Source organism: Pseudomonas sp. KH_021 (assembly GCF_057838865.1).
The window spans coordinates 978286-1000419 of sequence record NZ_CM174477.1 but is presented as its reverse complement, the minus strand read 5'-3'; the positions used below and the strand labels follow the sequence as shown (position 1 = coordinate 1000419).

Sequence of the window (22134 nt, the reverse complement as noted above, 5' to 3'; positions counted from 1 at the left end):
ATAGCTGCCGTGATCGGCTTGTATGCCGCAGCGGCTTATCGTGTCGAACAAGCACGTAATGCACCTCACAGCCTGACGTCATGCATGTTTACGCAATGCGTGCCCCATACCGCCTCGCTGGCGTCGGTCAGGTAGGCGTCGGGGCCTTGCCGCCCTGCAGCCGGTAAATCTTGGGAGAAACGCCGCTGGTGCGGCGAAAAAACCGAGAAAAGTAGGCAGGGTCAGCAAAGCCCAGGTTGTCTGCCAGCAGGTTGATGGACATGTTGGTGTACAACAGGTTGCGCTTGGCTTCCAGCAACAGTCGGCTGTGCATGATTTGCAAAGCTGACTGCCCCGCCATGTCTCGACAGACATTATTCAGATGCGCCACCGAGATACCGACCTGGTGGGCCATTCGCTCCACACTCCAATGCTCGCGATAGTGCGCCTCGACCAATTCATTGAAGCGGCTCAGGTATTCGTGCCCGCGTTCGGCCGGCTGATTCGCAGCCCGGCGCTGCAAGGCCTGGCGGCTGATCCAGACCAGCAAAACGTTGATCAACGAACGCAGCAATAGATCGCGCGCCGGGCGATTACCCTGGTATTCGCTCTGGATCGCTGAAAACAGGCTGTAGAGGTAGGCACGGTCCCTGCCTGCGGGGTAATTGACGGCCCGCGCCAGGAAGTCCTTGGAGGTGCCGAGTTGCTCCTGCAACTGACTGATCAGCGGAGCGGCCAGGGTAATCACATAGCCCTCGACATTCTCCGAAAAGCGAAATCCATGCACGCACAGCGGCGGCACCAGTTGCAATGCCGACTCACTGACAGTCTGGCGCTGACCCTCGACTTCAATTTCGGCCTGCCCCTTGTGTACATAGAGCAACTGCCATAGATCGGCATGCCGATGCGGTTGAATTTCCCAATGATGCAGACGACTGCGCTTGGGAATGGTCTCGCAATGCATCAAGTCGGGCGTAGACCAGTCCTGGGCTTCGCCATAGAGCTTGAACACCGGAATAGTCGGGTTTGAGGCAGCGCTCATCTCTCATCCTGGCTTCTGAATGGATTGACCGATAATCGCACGGATTGGCGAAAAGTACCGATAAATACGCGAATACACCCTTCATACACGCCGATCATAAGCGAAAAATGCAAGCCATCTAAACATAAAAAACCTTTCGGCGAATGCTGGTTCAGCCGAAGCTTGCGGAGACAACAACAATGAAGACTCAAGTTGCGATTATCGGTGCTGGCCCCTCCGGTCTACTGCTCGGCCAACTGCTGCACAAGGCTGGCATCTCCAACATCATCCTCGAGCGTCAAAGCCCGGACTATGTACTGGGCCGTATTCGTGCCGGTGTGCTAGAGCAAGGCATGGTCGATCTGTTGCGTGAAGCCGGCGTCAATGAGCGCATGGACAACGAAGGCTTGGTACACACCGGCTTCGAACTGGCCTTCGGCGGCAAGCGTGAGCATATCGACCTCAAGGGGCTGACCGGCGGCAAGACCGTCATGATCTACGGCCAGACCGAAGTCACCCGCGACCTGATGGCCGCCCGTGAAGCCTGTGGTGCACAAACCATTTACCAGGCAGGCAACGTACGCCCCCACGACATGAAGTCGGACCAGCCCTACGTCACCTATGAAAAAGACGGTGAAGTGCTGCGCATCGACTGCGACTACATTGCCGGCTGCGACGGCTATCACGGGGTGGCTCGGCAATCGATCCCGGCCGAGTCGCTGAAGGTCTTCGAACGTGTTTACCCCTTTGGCTGGCTCGGCATCCTCGCCGACACCCCGCCGGTCAGCGAGGAGTTGGTCTACGCCAACCACGAACGTGGCTTCGCCCTGTGCAGCATGCGTTCCCCCACCCGCACGCGCTACTACGTGCAGGTCGATGCGCAAGAGAAGGTCGAGGACTGGTCCGATGAGCGTTTCTGGGATGAGCTCAAGGCGCGCTTGCCACAGGATCTGGCCGACAGCCTGGTGACCGGGCCTTCGATCGAAAAAAGCATCGCGCCGCTGCGCAGCTTCGTTGTCGAGCCCATGCAGTTCGGTCGGATGTTTCTGGTGGGCGACGCCGCCCATATCGTACCGCCGACCGGTGCCAAGGGCCTGAATCTGGCCGCCAGTGACGTCAGCACCTTGTACAACATCCTGCGTAAGGTGTACGCCGAAGGCCGCACGGACCTGCTGGAAAAGTACTCCTCGATTTGTCTGCGCCGAATCTGGAAAGCCGAACGTTTCTCTTGGTGGATGACCTCGATTCTGCACCAGTTCCCAGACACCGATGCCTTCAGCCAACGCATCCAGCAGACCGAACTGGACTACTACGTAAACTCCGAGGCCGGTCGCAAGACCATCGCCGAGAACTACGTGGGTTTGCCGTACGAAGCGATCGAATAAGACACTCTTAGCAAGCTATCGAGTACACTGGCGCTCTGCCCGCCCATATGCTGAACGGCATGTGGGCATTTGCTGTTTTCAGAGCTGCCCCGTGACCGATCTGAACACTCCCAAACCTGCCCTGCGCAGCGTGCTGGTTGCGCTGATGCTGGCAATCTTTCTTGGCGCCCTCGATCAAACCATCGTGGCGGTGTCGATGCCGGCTATCTCCGCCCAATTCAATGACGTCAACCTGCTGGCCTGGGTCATCTCCGGCTATATGGTGGCGATGACCGTGGCGGTACCCATCTACGGCAAGCTGGGCGACTTGTATGGGCGCAGGCGCCTGATGCTGTTCGGGGTCGGCCTGTTTACTCTGGCGTCGGTGTTCTGCGCGATGGCTCAGAGCATGGAACAACTGGTGCTCGCCCGAATCATCCAGGGCATCGGCGCCGGCGGCATGATCTCGGTGGCACAAGCGATCATCGGCGACATCGTGCCGCCCCGCGAGCGTGGACGGTATCAGGGCTATTTCAGCGGCATGTACGCGGTGGCGAGCGTGGCGGGCCCGGTGCTCGGCGGTTACTTGACCGAGTACCTGTCGTGGCGCTGGGTGTTCTGGCTGAACCTGCCATTGGGGCTCGTTGCCTGGGTGATTGCCAGGAACACACTGCGTAGCCTGCCAATCCCCCAACGGGCAGTGGTGATCGATTATCTGGGCACGGTCATGCTGATCATAGGCCTGACCGCCCTGCTGCTCGGCATTACTCAGATTGGCCAAGGCCATAGCTGGCGCGACCCGGCCGTGACGGCGTTGCTGCTGACCGGCATCCTCACCTTGACGCTGTTCGCCTGGTACGAGTTGCGCGTGCCCGAGCCTTTGCTGCCCATGCAGCTATTTGCCAACCACAACGCGACGCTGTGCTGGTGCACGGTGTTTTTCACCAGTTTCCAGGCCATTTCCCTGACCGTTTTATTGCCTTTGCGCTACCAGACGGTGACCGGTGCTGGCGCTGACAGTGCTGCCCTGCACCTGTTGCCGCTGGCCATAGGCTTACCCATAGGCGCTTATTTCGCGGGGCGTATGACTTCGTTCACGGGCCGCTTCAAGCCGCAAATTCTTGCTGGCGCGTTGATCATGCCGTTCGCCATTGTCGGCATGGCCTACAGCCCGCCGCAGGCAATGCTGGCCAGCGGGCTGTTCATGTTGATGACCGGGATCGCCAGCGGGATGCAGTTCCCCACCTCCCTGGTGGGTTCACAGAATGCAGTACAGGCTCGTGATATTGGCGTGGTGACCAGCACCACTAACCTGTTCCGTTCATTGGGCGGCGCCATGGGCGTGGCCTGCATGTCGGCGCTGCTGCTGGCGATGCTCGAGCATTCAAGCTTCGGTCATTTGGGCAACATGGCAATCGGTGCAGAAGGCGCATCAGGCAACCCGTTGCTCGATGGCCTGAACGCCGCCAGCGGTGATCAGTTGCGGGCGTTACAGGCCGAGTTGTTGATCACCTTCAGGCATCTACTATTGGGCAGCGCTGCCATCTCGCTACTGGGATTGGCAGCAGCCATTGCGATGCCCAACCAGATCCTGCGTGGCCGTGAAGAAAAAGTCATATTTGAAAGTTCGAAGTAGACGGATAATCGCCAATATTGATTCAACGCGTTTCCAGGGAAATAACTGGATTCAAAGGTTCATTTGCGCAGGGCCGGGCTCAGGCGCAGCATGTCCAACCCGGTGTCCACCCAGCGCTCAGCGGTTTCATGCACTTCGAAACTCTCGGGCAGCAGCAGCCACTGCCCCAGCATGCCATCTATGTAGGCGTGCAACGATAAGGTGGCGCGGGCGGTATCCAGGTCATGGGGCAACTGGCCGCGATTGATTGCATTGCGCAGCGACATTTCGATACGGATGTTGCATTCCACGGTGGCGGTTTGACGCTGGCGGCGCAAATCGCACATTTCATCGGTGAATTCGCACTTATGGAACAGAATCTCGTTAATGCGCCGGGTTTTCGGGTCAAGGGCCACTTGTTGAAACAGTTGGATCAACAATTTTCGCATACAACCCAAAGGGTCCATCTCATCCTGGTTCTCGCTGGCGCGGGCCAGGGCGTCCAGCGGCTCATGCAGCGTATCAAGCATCGCTTGCAACAAGTCTGCCTTGTTTTCGAAATGCCAGTAGATAGCCCCGCGGGTCACGCCTGCCTGGGTCGCGATGTCCGCCAGGGTGGTTCGCGCCACGCCACGTTCATAGAAGGCCTTCTGCGCAGCTTCCAGAATCTGCTTACGGGTTTCCTGGGCTTCTTCTTTGGTGCGACGAACCATGGCAGTGCGATCTCCATCTGGCAGCCCCGGGTCGGCTGTTTGGCCTCCCGAGATCGTGGTCAAAATACCGTCCTAGACGGCCTAATGACTATTTAGTGACTATTTTTTGTTGTACCTGCCGCGACTCATTGGCCCGGACAAGGGTATTTACAAACAAGCATGAATGTAAGTATATTCATTAGCAAGCTACTTATCGAAACATATTTTTCGCCTTTCAATTATTCTTGAGCGTCTTTCGCGCTTACGACCCGAGGATCTTCATGCAATTCAAGCCAGCTGTTACCGCTCTGGTTTCCGCCGTCGCCCTGGCTACGCTGCTCAGTGGCTGTAAAAAGGAAGAAGCGGCACCTGTCCCGCAAACCCCTCAGGTCGGTGTGGTCACCCTTCAATCCCAGGCCTACACCCTGACGTCCGAACTGCCAGGTCGCACCACGGCATTTCGTATTGCTGAAGTTCGCCCTCAGGTCAATGGCATCATTCTCAAGCGGCTGTTCAAGGAAGGCGGCGAAGTCAAAGCCGGCGAACAGCTCTATCAAATCGACCCGGCTGTCTACGAGTCGACCCTGGCCAGCGCCCAGGCCAACCTGCAATCGGCCAAATCCCTGTCTGATCGTTACAAGCAACTCGTAGCCGAGCAAGCTGTCAGCCGCCAGGAATACGACGATGCACAAGCCAAACGTTTGCAAGCCGAGGCCACGCTCAAGAGCGCCCAGATCGACCTGCGCTACACCAAGGTACTGGCACCGATCTCCGGCCGCATTGGCCGCTCGGCCGTGACCGAAGGCGCATTGGTCAGCAATGGCCAGGCCGACGCCATGGCGGTCATCCAACAGTTGGACCCGATCTACGTCGATGTCACGCAATCATCGGCCGATCTGCTGAAGCTGCGCCGTGAATTGGAATCCGGACAATTGCAAAAGGCAGGCAACAACGCAGCCCAGGTCAAGTTGAAACTGGAAGACGGAAGTATCTACCGCCATGAAGGAAAACTGGAGTTCTCCGAAGTCTCGGTCGATGAAACCACCGGTTCCGTCACGCTGCGAGCCGTTTTCCCCAACCCCGATCACACCTTGCTGCCCGGCATGTTCGTGCATGCTCGCTTGAATGCGGGCGTCAACGGCTCAGCGATTCTGGCACCACAACAAGGCGTGACCCGTAACCTCAAGGGCGAGCCAACAGCGCTGGTGGTCAACCAGGACAATAAAGTTGAACTTCGCCAGCTCAAGGCCAGCCGCACCGTCGGTAGCCAGTGGCTGATCGAAGAAGGCTTGAATCCGGGGGATCGCCTGATCACCGAAGGCCTGCAGTTCGTCAAGCCTGGGGTTGAGGTCAAGGCAACGGAAGCCACCAATGTCAAGCCGGCCCAAACGCCAGCGGTACCTGCCACTGCCTCCACGGCAGCGGGCGAGAAAGGGGAGTAAAACATGTCGAAATTCTTTATCGACCGTCCCATTTTCGCCTGGGTAATCGCCCTGGTGATCATGTTGGTCGGCACCCTCTCGATCCTGAAACTGCCGATCAACCAATACCCGAGCATCGCTCCGCCTGCGATCGCCATTGCCGTGAGCTACCCAGGTGCCTCTGCGCAAACCGTGCAGGACACCGTGGTGCAGGTCATCGAGCAGCAGCTCAACGGTATCGACAACCTGCGTTATGTCTCCTCGGAAAGTAACTCCGACGGCAGCATGACCATTACCGCAACCTTCAACCAGGGTACCAACCCTGATACCGCCCAGGTCCAGGTACAGAACAAGCTGAACCTGGCGACCCCGCTACTGCCGCAAGAAGTACAGCAGCAGGGTATCCGCGTGACCAAGGCCGTGAAAAACTTCCTGATGGTGATCGGCCTGGTGTCTGAAGACGGCAGCATGACCAAGGATGACTTGGCCAACTACATCGTCTCCAACATGCAGGACCCGATCTCGCGTACCGCGGGCGTCGGTGACTTCCAGGTGTTCGGCGCGCAGTACGCCATGCGCATCTGGCTCGACCCGGCCAAGCTGAATAAATTCCAGCTGACCCCGGTTGACGTCAAGACGGCCGTCGCCGCCCAGAACGTGCAGGTATCGTCCGGCCAACTCGGCGGCCTGCCTGCCGTTGCCGGCCAGCAGCTGAACGCCACCATTATTGGCAAGACCCGCCTGCAAACCGCCGAACAGTTCAAGAATATCCTGCTCAAGGTCAACCGTGATGGCTCCCAGGTTCGCCTGGGCGATGTCGCCGAAGTCGGACTGGGTGGCGAGAACTACGCCGTCAGCGCGCAGTTCAACGGCAAACCCGCGTCGGGCCTGGCCATCAAACTGGCCACCGGCGCAAACGCCCTGGACACAGCCAAAGCCCTACGCCAGACCGTCACTGACCTGGAACCCTTCTTCCCAGAGGGCATGAAGGTGGTCTTCCCGTATGACACTACTCCGGTCGTCACCGAGTCGATTTCCGGGGTTATCCACACCCTGATCGAAGCGGTCGTGCTGGTGTTCCTGGTGATGTACCTGTTCCTGCAGAACTTCCGTGCCACGGTGATCACCACCATGACAGTACCGGTGGTACTGCTCGGCACCTTCGGTATCCTCGCGGCCTTCGGTTTCAGCATCAACACCCTGACCATGTTCGGTATGGTTCTGGCCATCGGCTTGCTGGTGGACGATGCCATCGTCGTGGTGGAAAACGTCGAGCGGGTCATGGCCGAAGAAGGCCTGTCACCCAAGGAAGCCACCAAGAAGTCCATGAGCCAGATTCAGGGCGCGTTGGTCGGTATCGCCCTGGTACTGTCGGCCGTACTGCTGCCCATGGCGTTCTTCGGCGGCTCCACGGGTGTGATCTACAAACAGTTCTCGATCACCATCGTTTCGGCCATGGTATTGTCGGTGCTGGTGGCCCTGATCTTCACCCCGGCGCTGTGCGCCACCATGCTCAAGGACATTCCGCACGGCGAGCACGGTCAACCCAAGCGCGGCTTCTTTGGCTGGTTCAACCGCAATTTCGACCGCGGCGTACGCAGCTATGAGCGCGGTGTCGGCAGCATCCTGCGCAACAAGACCCCTTACCTGATCGCCTACCTGATCATCGTGGTCGGCATGGGCTGGCTGTTCACCCGGATTCCAACGGCGTTCCTGCCCGAAGAAGACCAGGGCGTACTCTTTGCCCAGGTCCAGACGCCAGCCGGCTCCACGGCCGAGCGCACGCAAGCGGTGGTCGATCAGATGCGCGAGTATTTGCTCGACAAGGAAAGCGACACCGTAAGCTCGGTGTTTACCGTGAACGGCTTCAACTTCGCCGGTCGCGGCCAGAGCTCGGGCATGGCCTTCATCATGCTCAAGCCATGGGGCGAGCGTTCGAGCGAGAACAGTGTCTTCAACCTGGCAGCCCGCACCCAACAGCACTTCTTCAGTTTCCGCGATGCGATGGTGTTTGCCTTCGCGCCACCGGCAGTACTGGAGCTGGGTAACGCCACCGGTTTCGACGTGTACCTGCAAGACCGAGCCGGTATCGGCCATGAGAAGCTGATGGAAGCCCGTAACCAGTTCCTCGGCATGGCCGCACAAAGCAAAGTGCTCACTGCCGTGCGCCCGAACGGTCTGAACGATGAACCACAGTACCAGTTGAGCATCGACGACGAGCGTGCCAGTGCCTTGGGCGTCACCATCGCCGATATCAACAGCACCCTGTCGATTGCCCTGGGTGCCAGCTACGTCAACGACTTCATCGACCGCGGTCGAGTCAAGAAGGTGTACATCCAGGGCCAGCCCGGCGCGCGGATGAACCCCGAAGACCTGAAGAAGTGGTATGTGCGCAACAGCAACAACGAGATGGTGCCGTTCTCCTCCTTCGCCACTGGCGAATGGATCTACGGCCCGCCGAAGCTTTCGCGATACAACGGCGTCGAGGCGATGGAAGTGCTCGGGGCTCCGGCACCAGGCTACAGTACCGGTGAGGCCATGGCGGAAGTCGAGGCGATTGCCGCAAAACTGCCAGCGGGTGTCGGCATCTCCTGGACAGGCCTGTCGTATGAGGAGCGCTTGTCGGGTTCCCAAGCGCCTGCGCTGTACGCCTTGTCGTTGCTGATGGTATTCCTGTGCCTGGCGGCCTTGTACGAAAGCTGGTCGATCCCGATCGCTGTCGTACTGGTCGTACCGCTGGGGATCATCGGTGCACTGCTGGCCACTAGCCTGCGCGGGCTGTCCAACGACGTGTACTTCCAGGTGGGCCTGTTGACGACCATCGGCCTGGCCGCGAAAAACGCCATTCTGATCGTCGAGTTCGCCAAAGAACTGCATGAGCAGGGCCGCAGCCTGATGGACGCTGCCGTCGAGGCCTGCCGCATGCGTCTGCGCCCCATCATCATGACGTCGCTGGCCTTCGTGCTGGGTGTGGTCCCACTGGCGATCTCCACCGGTGCAGGCTCCGGTAGCCAACATGCCATCGGTACGGGCGTCATCGGCGGTATGCTGACAGCAACGGTGCTGGCGATCTACTGGGTACCGCTGTTCTTCGTGGCCGTGTCTTCGATGTTTGCCGACAAGAAAGCCGAAGAAAAAGACACCGCACAAAATCCACGTTATGAGGCTGGCGAATGAGCAAGTCCCTATTGTCCCTGGCGGTAACCGCCATTGTTCTGAGCGGCTGCTCGCTGATCCCCGACTACCAGCAGCCCGCGTCGCCCGTGGTGGCACAGTGGCCGCAAGGTCCGGCCTACTCGCCGATCGAGTCGGCCAACGTCGCGGCGGCGGAGCAAGGCTGGCGCCAGTTCTTCCAGGACCCGGCGCTGCAGCAGCTGATCCAGAGTTCGCTGGTCAACAACCGCGACCTGCGCGTGGCAGCCCTGAACATCGACGCTTATCGCGCCCAATATCGCATTCAGCGCGCCGATCTGTTCCCGGCCGTGAGCGCCGATGCCGCTGGCAGCCGCCAGCGCATCCCGGGCAACCTCTCCACCACTGGCCAGTCGACTATCACCAGCCAGTATTCGGCGACCTTGGGTGTGAGTGCCTATGAGCTGGATCTGTTTGGCCGGGTGCGCAGCCTGAGCGAACAGGCCCTGGAAACCTACCTGTCCAGTGAAGAAGCACGGCGTTCGACCCAGATCAGTCTGGTCGCCAGCGTCGCCAATGCCTATTTCACCTGGCAGGCCGACCAGGCCTTGCTCAAGCTGACCCAGGAAACCCTGAAGACCTACGAGCAAAGCTACAAGCTGACCTCGCGCAGCAACGAAGTGGGTGTCGCTTCGGCGCTGGATCTGAGCCAGGCCCGTACCTCGGTTGAAGGCGCCAAGGTCAAGCTGGCCCAGTACCAACGCCTGGTGGCCCAGGACCTGAACAGCCTGACCGTGCTGGTCGGTGCCGGTATCCCGGCCGACCTGCCCACCGGCCAGCCGCTGGACGCCGATGTATTGCGTGAGGTGCCAGCAGGCCTGCCGTCTGACCTGCTGCAGCGTCGCCCGGACATCCTTGAAGCCGAGCACTTGCTCAAGGCCGCCAATGCCAATATTGGCGCTGCCCGTGCAGCCTTCTTCCCCAGCATCAGCCTGACGGCCAATGCCGGCTCCTTGAGCCCGGACCTGGGCGGCCTGTTCAAGGGTGGTTCAGGGACCTGGCTGTTCCAGCCGCACATCAGCCTGCCGATCTTCAATGCCGGTGCTCTTAAGGCCAGCCTGGACTACTCCAAGATCCAGAAAGACATCAACATCGCCAAGTACGAAAAGACCATCCAGACCGCCTTCCAGGAAGTCTCCGATGGTCTGGCCGCACGCCAGACCTTCAACGATCAGTTGCAGGCACAGCGCGATTTGGTAGCTGCCAACCAGGACTACTACCGCCTGGCCGAGCGTCGCTATCGTATCGGTGTGGACAGCAACCTGACCTTCCTGGATGCCCAGCGCTCGCTGTTCAGCGCCCAGCAATCGCTGATCAGCGACCGCCTGTCGCAGCTGGTCAGTGAGGTCAATCTGTACAAGGCCCTCGGTGGAGGCTGGTACGAGCAGACGGCGCAGAACCCGGCGAGCACTGCGCCTAGAGGTTGATCGCAAGGCTTTAAATCGTCTGTGCCCCAATCGCGGGCAAGCCCGGCTCCTACACGGATTTGGGCTTGCCCGCGATGCTTTTTGCGCTTCAAAACCCCCTCTCAAAATGAATTAACCAGTCAGTTAGTGTTCGTTTATCGCACAAATCCACCCAGGACGAATTGATTCACCCCTCCCAAGCCAGCACCATCGGCTCCACTCGCTACGGCGATGCCCATCCCGACCTAAACCAATAACAACAGGTTACCCGTATGCACTCATGCGTCCTGCGCCCCACCCTTCCCTACCTGATGGCCCTGGCACTCGCCGGCCTGAGCCTGCCGAGCTTTGCAGCGGGCTTTGTCGAAGACGCTAAGGTCGGTCTGAACTTGCGAAATTTCTACATCAACCGCAATTTCACTAACCCGTCTTATCCTCAAGGCAAGGCGGAAGAATGGACGCAGAGTTTCATTCTCGATGCCCGTTCAGGGTTCACTCAGGGTCCGGTGGGTTTCGGGGTCGATGTGCTCGGGCTTTACTCGCTCAAGCTTGATAGCGGACGCGGTACCGGCGGCACTCAACTGTTGCCAATCCATGATGGCGGGCGCCCGGCCGATGATTTCGGCCGACTGGGCGTCGCCTTGAAGGCCAAGATCTCCAAGACTGAATTGAAAGTCGGCGAATGGATGCCAGTGCTGCCGATCTTGCGCTCCGACGATGGTCGTTCGCTGCCGCAAACCTTTCGCGGCGGCCAGCTCACCTCGCAAGAAATCGACGGCCTGACCCTGTATGGCGGCCAGTTCCACGCTAACAGCCCACGCAATGATGCGAGCATGGAAGAGATGTCCATGAACGGCAAAGCGGCCTTTACCTCCGATCGTTTCAACTTTGTCGGTGGCGAATACACCTTCAACGAAAAGCGCACGATGGTTGGCTTGTGGAATGCCGAGCTCAAGGACATCTACAACCAGCAGTACATCAATTTGGTCCACAGCCAGCCCTTGGGCGCTTGGACACTAGGCGCCAACCTGGGTTATTTCATTGGCAAAGAGGATGGCAGTGAATTGGCAGGGGATCTGGATAACAAGACCGCCTCGGCGCTGCTGTCGGCCAAATATGGCAGCAACACCTTCTATGTCGGCCTGCAGAAAATCACCGGCGACAGCGCCTGGATGCGCGTCAACGGCACCAGCGGTGGCACCCTGGCGAACGACAGTTACAACTCAAGCTTCGACAACGCCAAGGAGAAGTCCTGGCAAGTGCGCCATGACTTCAACTTTGCAGGGCTGGGTGTGCCGGGTCTGACCTTGATGAACCGCTATATCAGCGGCAGTGACGTGCACACCGGCGTGATCACCGATGGCAAGGAATGGGTGCGCGAAACGGAACTGGCCTATGTGCTGCAGTCAGGTGCGCTGAAAAGCCTGTCGATGAAGCTGCGCAATTCCAGCATCCGTCGCGACTACAGCACTAACGAGTTCGACGAGAACCGGCTGATCATCAGTTACCCAATCAACATCCTGTAACGCGCTTAACAATGTAGGAGCCCAGCTTGCTGGCGATGCAGACGACGCGATCTGTCTACTAGATCGCGGAGATACTATCGCGAGCAAGCTCGGCTCCTACAAGAGGTCAACTGCGCGACTCGACGCCCAGCTCATCCCACACCGACTCTGCCAGGTGGAAGGTGGCGTTGGCCGCCGGAATGCCACAATAGATCGCGCTCTGCATCAGCACTTCCTTGATTTCATCACGGGTCACGCCGTTGTTGGCGGCGGCGCGAAGATGCAGTTTGAGCTCATCGTTGCGGTTCATGCCGATCAACATGGCAATCGTGATCAGGCTGCGGGTATGCCGTGGCAGCCCCGGACGAGTCCAGATATCACCCCAGGCGTGGCGGGTGATCATCTCCTGGAACTCACCGTTGAAATCGGTCAAGTTCTTCAGACTACGGTCGACATGGGCCTCGCCCAGCACGGCGCGGCGAACCTTCATGCCTTCTGCGTAACGTTCTTTCTCGTCCACGAACGAATCCTCAAGCCTTCAAGAATGTGATGACGCGATCGCTGAACGGCTGGCCGACTTCAACGTTGGACAGGTGCGCCGCATGGAACTCGGCGTATTCAGCCCCTGCGATGTGCTCTTTAATGAACAGCCCGCCCGACGGCGGCGTGACCGCATCTTCGGAACCGGAAATCACTAGGGTCGGCGCTTTTACAGCACCCAGCTGCTCACGGAAATCTGCATCGCGCACGGCCCCACAGTTGGCGGCATAGCCTTCAGGCGAGGTGGTCGCCAGCATGTCGGTAATGCGCTTGGCCTGGTCAGGATGCGCGGCGGCGTAATCAGGGGTGAACCAGCGGGCGATCGAAGCATCACGCAGGCCGATCATGGCTTCTTGACGGTCACGCAGCACCATCTCAATGCGTGGGTTCCAAACGTCCGGGTTGGCGATCTTGGCCGCCGTATTGCAGACGATCAGCCGATTCAGTCGTTCGCCAGCGTTGATCCCCAGCCACTGGCCAATCAGGCCGCCCATCGACAGGCCGCAAAAATGCGCGCGTTCGATCTGCAATGCGTCCAGCAACGCCAGTACGTCGTGGCCCAGTTGCTCGATGCTGTAAGGCCCAGGCGTCACCAGCGATTGGCCATGGCCGCGGGTGTCGTAGCGCACCACCCGGAAATGTTCGGCAAAGGCCGGGATCTGGGTATCCCACATGTGCAGATCGGTGCCCAGCGAGTTGGACAGCACCAATACCGGCGCGTTTTCCGGGCCGTCAATTTGGTAATTCAGTTCGCCATCAGGCAGTTGTACACGTCCCACAGCAATCTCCTCAGGCACTCAAACGGGTATGTTCTGCCACAGCACGCTCGACCCAGGTGGTGGCCTGGCCGAGGTAATGGGCGGGGTCGAGCAGACGATCCAGCTCGTCTGCCGAAAGTTCGGCGGTCACCTTGGGCTCGTCGCCCAATACCGCCCGCAGATGGCGCTGTTCGGCCACCGCGCGTTTACAGCAGGTTTCCAACAAATGGTGGGCGGCATCGCGGCCCAGCCGTTGCGCCAGGACAATGCTGACCGCCTCGGCCAGCACCAGCCCCTGGGTCAGTTCCAGATTTCGGCGCATGCGGGCGGCATCCACTTCCATGCCCTCGGCAATCAACACGGCTTGCTGCAAGGCACCGGACACCAGGCAGCAAATCTGCGGCAGGGTTTCCCATTCGGCGTGCCACAGACCCAGGCTGCGCTCGTGCTCCTGGGGCATGGCACTGAACAACGTGGCCACCAAGCCCGGGACCTGGGTTGCGGTGCCGATCAATACGGCAGCGCCGACCGGGTTACGCTTGTGGGGCATAGTCGAGGACCCGCCCTTGCCCGGGGCTGCAGGCTCAAATAGCTCACCCGCCTCGGTCTGCATCAACAGGCTGACATCGCGCCCCATCTTGCCCAGGCTGCCAGCGATCAGGCCCAGCACCGAGCCGAATTCGACCAGGCGATCACGCTGGGTGTGCCATGGCTGCTCAGGCAAGCTCAAATCCAGTTCTTCAGACAGGGCCTCGGCCACCGCAAAAGCCTTGTCGCCCAAGGCCGCCAAGGTGCCGGATGCGCCACCAAACTGCAGCGTCAACAAGCGCGGTGCAAGCTCACGCAAACGCTGGCGACTGCGTGTGACGGCGCCCAGCCAGCCGGCGATTTTCATGCCCAGGGTCACCGGCGTTGCATGCTGCAGCCACGTGCGACCGGCCATGGGGGTGTCGGCATGGTGCTGGGCCTGTTTGGCCAAGGCATCACCGAGGCGCGCCAGATCTGCCTCAATCAAGGCCAGCGCAGCACGCAATTGCAACACCAGGCCTGTGTCCATCGCATCCTGGCTGGTAGCACCCAGATGCACGTAGCGCTCAGCCTCAGGGTTATTGCGAGCAATTTCCCGCCCCAGGGCCTTGGCCATGGGAATGGCCGAATTGCCTGCCGTGGCGATAGCTTCGCCCAGTGCAGCAAAGTCATATAGCTGCGCCTTGCAGGCAGCCGCAATAGGCGCCACGGCTTCAGCAGGGATCACCCCTACCCTGGCCTCGGCCCGTGCCAGTGCCGCTTCGAAATCGAGCATGCCCTGAACCCGGCCATGGTCGCAAAACACTTCACGCATGCTACGGGCCGTAAAGTAGGCATCGAACAACTGGTTGCCCGGTCTCTGACTCATGAAAACATCCTTTTGAATGGCGCGCCGCTGCCGACGTGCCCGAACGGATCAATAATCGTTTTGCAGATAGGCAGCCTGCTTCGGAAACCGCAAGCTGAACAGGAACGCGATGGCCATCATCACCCATGATGTAGAGATCATAGTTGCTTCACTCCTGAGGACTTATCAGAGTCTAGACACACTCAGAAACAATCCCGTTCCACGGCCCAAAACCCGAGACACCGACCGCCCGCGTGGAGGCTGCCTGTATTTCGGGCAATGGATTTAACGTCAAGGCCCGGAAAACCGGGCCTTGAGAGGTCATACGCGCTCGATGGCCAGTGCCAGGCCTTGGCCGACACCTACACACATGGTCGCCAGACCTTTTTTGCCACCGGTTTTTTCCAACTGGTGCAGCGCAGTCAGGATCAGACGTGCGCCGCTCATGCCCAGCGGGTGACCCAGGGCGATAGCACCGCCGTTGGGGTTCACTTGCGGGGCATCGTCAGCCAGGCCCAGCTCACGCATCACGGCCAAGCCTTGGCTGGCGAACGCTTCGTTGAGCTCGATCACATCGAAATCGCTGACGGCAACGCCCAGGCGTTCGGTCAGTTTGCGCACCGCAGGGACCGGGCCGATGCCCATCACACGCGGGGCTACACCGGCGCTGGCCATGCCAAGCACACGGGCACGCGCGGTCAGGCCATGCTTCTTGACGGCTTCGGCCGACGCCAGAATCAGCGCGGCGGCACCGTCGTTAACGCCCGAAGCATTGCCTGCGGTGACCGTTTTGTCCGGGCCATTGACCGGCTTGAGCTTGGCCAGGGCTTCCAGGCTGGTGTCAGCACGCGGATGCTCGTCCTGGGACACCACGGTTTCGCCCTTTTTATGAGCGATGCGCACCGGCACGATTTCTTCAGCGAAGAAGCCTGCTGCCTGAGCGGCAGCCGTCTTCTGCTGACTGCGCAGGGCAAATGCGTCCTGGTCTTCGCGGGAGATCTTGTAGTCGTCGGCCACGTTATCAGCGGTTTGCGGCATGGCATCCACACCGTACTGTGCCTTCATCAACGGGTTGATGAAACGCCAGCCGATAGTGGTGTCTTCCAGCTTCATGTTGCGGGAAAACGCAGCATCAGCCTTGCCCATGACAAACGGAGCACGGGACATCGACTCGACACCACCGGCAATGGCCAGCTCCATCTCGCCACTGGCAATGGCACGGAAGGCCGTACCCACCGCATCCATGCCCGAGGCGCAAAGACGGTTGAGGGTCACGCCCGGCACTGTGTCCGGCAGACCAGCCAACAATAGCGCCATGCGAGCGACGTTGCGGTTGTCTTCGCCGGCCTGGTTGGCGCAGCCCAGGAAGACCTCGTCCACCTCTTCCCAACGCACCGAGGGGTTGCGCTCGATCAGCGCCTTGATCGGGGCTGCGGCCAAATCGTCGGCACGAACAGTGGACAAACCGCCACCAAACCGGCCAATCGGGGTGCGAATTGCATCGCAGATGAATACTTCACGCATCATGCTTCTCCTGGTGCCTGGCCGTGGGCTGCCGCCGTGCGGGCTTCCAGATCGCGCAGGGCGACCAGTTCCACTTCGGTCGGCTCGGCGGTTTCAACGACGTTGTCAGCAAAGCGAATAGCCCAGCCGGTAGCGGCGACGATCTGTTCACGCGTTACGCCTGGGTGGATGGACGTCACCACAAACTCGTTGGTTTCGGCTTCCGGCTCCATGATGCACAGATCGGTGATGATGCCGATCGGGCCAGCACCCGGCAGGCCCAGACGCTTGCGCGAATCGCCGCCTTCGCCGTGGCCGACAGAGGTGATGAAGTCCAGCTTGTCGACAAACGCACGGTTGGACTGCTTGAGGATGATCAGCACGCTCTTGGCGGAGCCGGCAATCTCAGGCGCGCCACCGGCACCCGGCAGACGGACTTTAGGGTTGTGGTAGTCGCCCACCACGGTGGTGTTGATGTTGCCGAAGCGGTCCACCTGGGCAGCCCCCAGGAAGCCCACGTCGATGCGACCGCCTTGCAGCCAGTAGCGGAAGATTTCGCCGGTCGGCACTACGGTGTCCGCGGTTTCAGCCAGTTCGCCGTCACCAATGGACAGCGGCAGTACGCTCGGCTTGGCGCCAATCGGGCCAGATTCGTAGATCAACACCACATCAGGCGAAGACGTCAGGCGGGCCAGGTTGGCCGCCTTGGACGGCAGGCCGATACCGACGAAGCAGACCGAGCCGTTCTTCAGGCGGCGGGCGGCCGCCACGGTCATCATTTCATTGGTGGAGTAAGTCATTATTTAGCCTCCGAAGCGCTGGCCAGTTTCGCCCTGAATTCGTTGAAGTCGCGGGTGCCAAGAATGTACTCGTCGATCCACGCACTGAAGGTTTCACGGCTACGGGCAATCGGGTCCCAGGCTTGGTAGAACCGGTTGTCGCGCTCGGAGTAACCATGGGCGTAAGAAGGATGCGCACCACCGGGAACCAGGCAGACCGCCGACAGCGCCCAGGTTGGCAGCACGCAGGCGTTCATCGGGGCCTGCAGGTCGTCGACGATCTCTTCGACAGTCACGATGCAGCGCTTGGCAGCCAGCGCAGCTTCTTTTTGCACACCGAGAATGCCCCAGAGCAATACGTTGCCCTTGCGGTCGGCTTTCTGGGCGTGGATCACGGTGACGTCCGGGCGAACCGAGGGCACGGCGGCCAGCACTTCACCGGTGAATGGGCAGGTCACGGTCTTGATCAGCGGGTTGACCTTGGGCAGGTCGGAGCCTGCGTAGGCGCGCAGCACCGCGAACGGCAGGCCCGAAGCACCGGCAACGTAGGCGTTGGCCAGGTCCGCATGGCTGTGCTCTTCGATTTCCATCGCGTGCGGCCATTGCTTTTCCACGGCATCACGCAGGCGGTGCAGCGAGCCAACGCCTGGGTTACCGCCCCAGGAGAAAATCAGCTTCTTGGCGCAACCGGCCCCGATCAACTGGTCGTAGATCAGGTCAGGGGTCATGCGCACAAGCGTAAGGTCCTTCTTGCCCTGACGAATGATTTCATGACCGGCAGCAGTCGGGATCAAATGCGTGAAGCCTTCGAGCGCGACAGCATCGCCGTCGTTGATGAATTGCTTCACTGCATCGTGGAGCGAGAGGATTTCAGCCATGGGAGACTCCTTTGTTCACTGCGCCGATTACAGGGGGTGAGAGACGCTCGGGCGGCGCCGAATTGAAACCAGATTAAGCCTGGCCCCCCTGCCGCACAATCCGATAATCGACTATCTGTTCGATTATCGAACCAAATGTCATTGAACAATCACCTGAGAAAAAGGCCATGACCTAACGCCGATCAGTTAAGACCTTGAACGACACAACCCTGGTGGGAGATGGTTGACGGGAATCCCGTAGACGGCTTTTGTGGGAGTTGGCTTTGCCGGATTGCCGGACCACAGCGAATGAATGCCCCCGCGATTTTTCAGTTACTACGCGTTGTCTTTGTTCGCGGTGGTCCGGCAATCCGGAAGAGCCCGCTCCCACAGGGCTTTTCGAACAGGAACGTACCTATCGGATCACGCGAATAGTTGCGCGCTCAGGTCTCGGCTGGCGGTCAGCATGATCGGTAAAAAACGCTGCTCAAGTTCGCTACGGCTGACCCTGCCCGCGTGAGTACTGACATTAAGCGCCGCCAGCACCTGGCCTGAAGCGTCATAAACCGGGACAGCAATAGAGCGCAGCCCTTGCTCAAGCTCCTGATCGACGACTGAAAAGCCTTGTTGACGAACCAACTGCAGGCACTCAAGCAATGCGCCAGCGTCGATGATCGTGCGACTGGTCTTGGGCTGCAGGTCGGCGTGATCCAGGTATTCCTCAAGCGTCGCATCGTCCAATGCCGCCAATAGAATACGGCCCATCGACGTGCAATAGGCCGGCAGACGACCGCCGACCGACAGGTCAACGGAGATCAATCGCTGGGTGGTCGCTGAGCGCGCTATATAAAGGATGTCATCGCCTTCCAGGGTCGCCATGTTGCACGCCTCATGCAACTGCTCGCTCATGCGGTCCAGGTACGGCTGCGCAGACACCGCCAGCGGCGTGGACGACAGATAGGCATGCCCCAGCGTCAGCACCTTGGGCAATAAAGAGTAGGTTCGACCATCGGTGGTCGCGTAGCCCAGCTTGATCAGGGTATGCAGGCAACGCCGCACGGCGGCGCGAGGGATTTCCGTGCGATGGCTGATCTGGGCAATGGTCAGGTGGCGTTTGCGCTCCTGGAACGCCTGAACCACTGCCAGCCCCCGCGCCAGCGAGGTCATAAAGTCCGGGTCGCCGGTAAACGCCTGAATACGCTTGGCCGGCGAGGCGACGATCGGAGGCGCCAACGACGTGAAGGAATTGCGCAACTGGTCATTCAAACCCGGGCCGCCAGGGCGTTGATCTTGACTCATGACTCACCTCAAAAACACACATCCGAGTCCGATTATCGAACCAACGACCGATAATCGCAATTGACCATTTGCCGCGTTGCTTATACCTTTCCACTGCCACTATGTGGCTTCTTGGAGATCTTGGTCAGGTACCCACCGAAGAAGTCCCAGGCACGGCCTTGCCCACGAAGCGAGGCCGTTTTTTTCTATGTCCGGCTCAATCCTGGCCAAACCCTTTTTCGGCAAGGCAGACTCAAGGGAGCGTTGCTCGCCCTCGCGAGTTGGCACAACACTCGCTTGAAACAAATCCTCTAAACGAAAGTTGCATCATGTTTATGATGCGCGATAGTGTTATCGCGTTAACCGGCTATAATCGAACACATTGACGAACGTTCTATCATTGATGGCGTGTTCTCATACTGGGTGCTGCACATTGGCAGTGCACATTCAGGCGCAGGCTCGATACCCCGGGCAATACTCGTTGCCCCTTGCAGCTAGCGCAGGCAGTCTGTTGCTACGACAGCTATTGTTGTCTGGTGCCGTGGCCGTGCTTTCTTAACCTCATTGTTCTGCTCGCCGATTGATTTACTGGCTGAACATGCTGTGATGGTCGGGTGCACGTATTCACCAGATGGACTCCAACTCTATAAAGGTAAGAATGTGACAAAAGAAGAACTGCGCGCCGAACTTGAGCGCCAGGAACAACGCTTCAAGGAAGTTTACGGTGGCGAAGTCACCACCTATGCCGCCCAACCCGATCCTGAACGCAAACCCTGGCGCAAACGGGCGACCGTCCATGACCAGAACTTTGCCCAGGAACTGGAAAAAATGGAAAAGGAGCTCAAGCCCGAACACCCCTGAGATGGCAATGTGGCATTAGCGCTGTGCAATTTTGTGCATTCGGCAGTGAACCGAAGAGGGTATTTTTTTGTCTGATCGGACAATTCGCCCGCTCCATGAAAATACCCGGTTACTCAATTACACAAATTTCATACAACCGTTTGAAATAATTCTTTCACACGTTGGAACGCTTTTTTCTTGGGCGTTCGCTGCAAAATACTCAGATTTTTCGGAAATTTAGCGGGATTTCCCTCTACCCGCTGCTCCTCATTCCCCTCCGATCGAGGTGTAACCAATCGGCAGCTAGTGCATTGATTAGAAGTGATTTCTGGCATAATCGCCGCCCCTTATGACCGGGTCAGAAAACCTTCATGATCGATTTATTCAGCGGGCTCGACGCTTGGGTTCTTGTGAGCCTCCTGCTCGCCCTGGCCTTTGTCCTCACCTTCGAGTTCATCAACGGCTTTCATGACACCGCTAACGCGGTAGCGACTGTCATCTATACCAAAGCGATGCCGCCACACCTGGCTGTGTTCTTCTCCGGTGTGTTCAACTTTCTTGGCGTGTTGCTCGGAGGGGTTGGCGTGGCGTACGCCATTGTTCACCTGCTGCCGGTCGAACTGTTGATCAATGTGAACACCGGGCATGGCCTGGCAATGGTCTTCTCTCTATTGGCAGCCGCGATCACTTGGAACCTGGGTACCTGGTATTTCGGTATTCCCGCCTCCAGTTCGCACACGCTGATCGGGTCGATCCTGGGTGTGGGCCTTGCCAATGCGCTGCTCAGCGACATCCCCCTGGGCGATGGCGTCAACTGGCAGAAGGCAATTGATATCGCCGCCTCACTGGTCGTGTCGCCGATGGCCGGTTTTGCCGTGGCTGCCCTGTTATTGCTGGGGCTTAAATGGTGGCGTCCGCTGTCCAAGATGCACAAGACCCCGGAGCAGCGCCGCGAGCTGGACGATAAAAAGCACCCTCCCTTCTGGAACCGCCTGGTGTTGGTGATTTCGGCCATGGGCGTGAGCTTCGTTCACGGTTCCAACGATGGCCAGAAAGGCATCGGCCTGATCATGCTGGTACTGATTGGTATCGTGCCTGCCCAATTTGTTCTGGACCTGAACAGCACGACCTACCAGATCGAACGCACCCGCGATGCCACCTTGCACCTGAGCCAGTTCTACGAACGCAACAGCGATACGCTGGGCGAATTCCTGGCCCTGGGCAAGGCGCGCGAGGGCGATCTTCCAGAGCAGTTCAGCTGCAACCCGCAGCAAACCGAGCCGACTATCAAAGCCTTGCTGGGCACACTCAATGGTGTGGCTGACTACCATACGCTGACGCCTGAAAAGCGCATCGAAGTGCGTCGCTACCTGCTCTGCCTGGACGACACTGCCAAGAAAGTCGGCAAGTTGCCGGGCCTTCAGCCACGTGAAAAGGCTGACCTTGAGAAGTTGCGCAAGGATCTGACCGCCACCACTGAATATGCACCGTTCTGGGTGATTCTCGCGGTCGCCCTGGCACTGGGCATCGGCACCATGGTCGGCTGGAAGCGCGTGGTACTGACCATCGGTGAAAAAATTGGCAAGCAAGGCATGACCTACGCCCAGGGCATGTCGGCACAAATCACCGCCGCCTGCGCCATCGGCATGGCCAACGTGTTCAGCCTGCCGGTTTCCACCACCCATGTGTTGTCCTCGGGTGTAGCCGGCACCATGGTCGCGAACAAGAGCGGCCTGCAAGGCGGTACCGTCAGGACCATCCTGCTGGCCTGGGTGTTGACCCTGCCTGCTTCCATGGGTCTGGCAGCCGGGCTGTTCTGGCTAGCGACCAAAGCGCTAGGTTAAATGCCCGCATCGCGTCCATCGTAAAGCCTGCTCCGACATGTGTAGGAGCAGGCTTTAGCCGCGATGAACGCGACGCGGTTTGCCTGATGCTCCGCGGTGTAGCCATCGCAGCCAAGGCTGGCTCCTACACTGAAGCTTGCCTGCAATGAACACCGCGTAATCCAT

At 59.3% G+C, this 22134-nt stretch carries 17 protein-coding genes; 8 read left to right on the top strand and 9 right to left on the bottom strand.

From position 1 onward, the window contains the following. Positions 1–127 precede the first annotated feature (127 nt). Complete coding sequence (locus tag AC3IX4_RS04720; protein WP_489259465.1) at positions 128–1021, bottom strand: helix-turn-helix domain-containing protein; 894 nt, start codon at positions 1019–1021, stop codon at positions 128–130. 179 nt (positions 1022–1200) lie between these two features. Here AC3IX4_RS04720 and pobA point away from each other — a divergent pair, with 179 nt between their 5' ends. After that, a complete protein-coding gene (gene pobA / locus AC3IX4_RS04715) occupies positions 1201–2385 on the top strand; it encodes a 4-hydroxybenzoate 3-monooxygenase (RefSeq protein ID WP_489259464.1) in 1185 nt (394 codons plus the stop codon). Between the two features lie 91 nt (positions 2386–2476). Then, positions 2477–4000, top strand: a complete 1524-nt coding sequence (locus tag AC3IX4_RS04710) for an MDR family MFS transporter (protein ID WP_489259463.1) — start codon at positions 2477–2479, stop codon at positions 3998–4000. 59 nt (positions 4001–4059) lie between these two features. On the opposite strand, the gene AC3IX4_RS04705 is transcribed toward AC3IX4_RS04710, so the two are convergent. Continuing rightward, positions 4060–4692, bottom strand: coding sequence for a TetR family transcriptional regulator (locus tag AC3IX4_RS04705; RefSeq protein ID WP_489259462.1), 633 nt, complete (start codon positions 4690–4692; stop codon positions 4060–4062). Positions 4693–4952: 260 nt separating this feature from the next. Here AC3IX4_RS04705 and AC3IX4_RS04700 point away from each other — a divergent pair, with 260 nt between their 5' ends. From AC3IX4_RS04700 to AC3IX4_RS04685, 4 genes are all read left to right on the top strand, one after another. Beyond that, positions 4953–6113, top strand: coding sequence for an efflux RND transporter periplasmic adaptor subunit (locus AC3IX4_RS04700; protein WP_489259461.1), 1161 nt, complete (start codon positions 4953–4955; stop codon positions 6111–6113). A gap of 3 nt (positions 6114–6116) precedes the next feature. Beyond that, on the top strand, positions 6117–9269 hold the full coding sequence (locus AC3IX4_RS04695; RefSeq protein ID WP_489259460.1) for an efflux RND transporter permease subunit: 3153 nt from the start codon (positions 6117–6119) through the stop codon (positions 9267–9269). Continuing rightward, entirely contained in the window at positions 9266–10711 is a 1446-nt protein-coding gene (locus AC3IX4_RS04690) for an AdeC/AdeK/OprM family multidrug efflux complex outer membrane factor (protein ID WP_489259459.1), read from the top strand. Before AC3IX4_RS04695 ends, AC3IX4_RS04690 begins: the two co-directional genes overlap by 4 nt. Before the next feature lie 290 nt (positions 10712–11001). Next, positions 11002–12216 carry an OprD family porin gene (locus tag AC3IX4_RS04685; RefSeq protein ID WP_489261209.1) on the top strand — a complete coding sequence of 405 codons (1215 nt, stop codon included), beginning with the start codon at positions 11002–11004 and terminating at the stop codon, positions 12214–12216. A 106-nt stretch (positions 12217–12322) separates the two neighbouring features. Here the strand turns inward: AC3IX4_RS04685 and pcaC are convergent, their stop codons facing one another. The 7 genes from pcaC to pcaR all read right to left on the bottom strand — a co-directional run bounded on the left by pcaC (position 12323) and on the right by pcaR (position 19273). After that, a complete protein-coding gene (gene pcaC, locus AC3IX4_RS04680) occupies positions 12323–12715 on the bottom strand; it encodes a 4-carboxymuconolactone decarboxylase (RefSeq protein ID WP_489259458.1) in 393 nt (130 codons plus the stop codon). 10 nt (positions 12716–12725) lie between these two features. After that, positions 12726–13514: a 3-oxoadipate enol-lactonase gene (gene pcaD, locus AC3IX4_RS04675; protein ID WP_489259457.1), complete on the bottom strand. Its 789-nt coding sequence runs from the start codon at positions 13512–13514 to the stop codon at positions 12726–12728. 10 nt (positions 13515–13524) lie between these two features. Then, positions 13525–14889 (bottom strand): 3-carboxy-cis,cis-muconate cycloisomerase, encoded by a 1365-nt coding sequence (locus tag AC3IX4_RS04670; RefSeq protein ID WP_489259456.1) that lies wholly within the window; start codon positions 14887–14889, stop codon positions 13525–13527. A 300-nt stretch (positions 14890–15189) separates the two neighbouring features. Next, the gene (pcaF, locus tag AC3IX4_RS04665) at positions 15190–16395 is read right to left on the bottom strand and encodes a 3-oxoadipyl-CoA thiolase (RefSeq protein ID WP_489259455.1); all 1206 of its coding nucleotides are present in this window, start codon (positions 16393–16395) and stop codon (positions 15190–15192) included. Beyond that, the gene (locus AC3IX4_RS04660) at positions 16392–17174 is read right to left on the bottom strand and encodes a CoA-transferase subunit beta (protein WP_489261208.1); all 783 of its coding nucleotides are present in this window, start codon (positions 17172–17174) and stop codon (positions 16392–16394) included. Before AC3IX4_RS04660 ends, pcaF begins: the two co-directional genes overlap by 4 nt. Further along, entirely contained in the window at positions 17171–18028 is an 858-nt protein-coding gene (locus AC3IX4_RS04655) for a CoA transferase subunit A (protein ID WP_489259454.1), read from the bottom strand. Before AC3IX4_RS04655 ends, AC3IX4_RS04660 begins: the two co-directional genes overlap by 4 nt. A 402-nt stretch (positions 18029–18430) precedes the next feature. After that, entirely contained in the window at positions 18431–19273 is an 843-nt protein-coding gene (gene pcaR / locus AC3IX4_RS04650; RefSeq protein WP_489261207.1) for a pca regulon transcriptional regulator PcaR, read from the bottom strand. A 672-nt stretch (positions 19274–19945) separates the two neighbouring features. On the opposite strand from pcaR, the gene AC3IX4_RS04645 reads away from it, so the two are divergent. Both AC3IX4_RS04645 and AC3IX4_RS04640 read left to right on the top strand, forming a co-directional pair. After that, the gene (locus AC3IX4_RS04645) at positions 19946–20146 is read left to right on the top strand and encodes a hypothetical protein (RefSeq protein ID WP_489259453.1); all 201 of its coding nucleotides are present in this window, start codon (positions 19946–19948) and stop codon (positions 20144–20146) included. Positions 20147–20496: 350 nt separating this feature from the next. Continuing rightward, positions 20497–21969 carry an inorganic phosphate transporter gene (locus AC3IX4_RS04640; RefSeq protein WP_489259452.1) on the top strand — a complete coding sequence of 491 codons (1473 nt, stop codon included), beginning with the start codon at positions 20497–20499 and terminating at the stop codon, positions 21967–21969. The last annotated feature ends 165 nt before the right edge of the window (positions 21970–22134 follow it).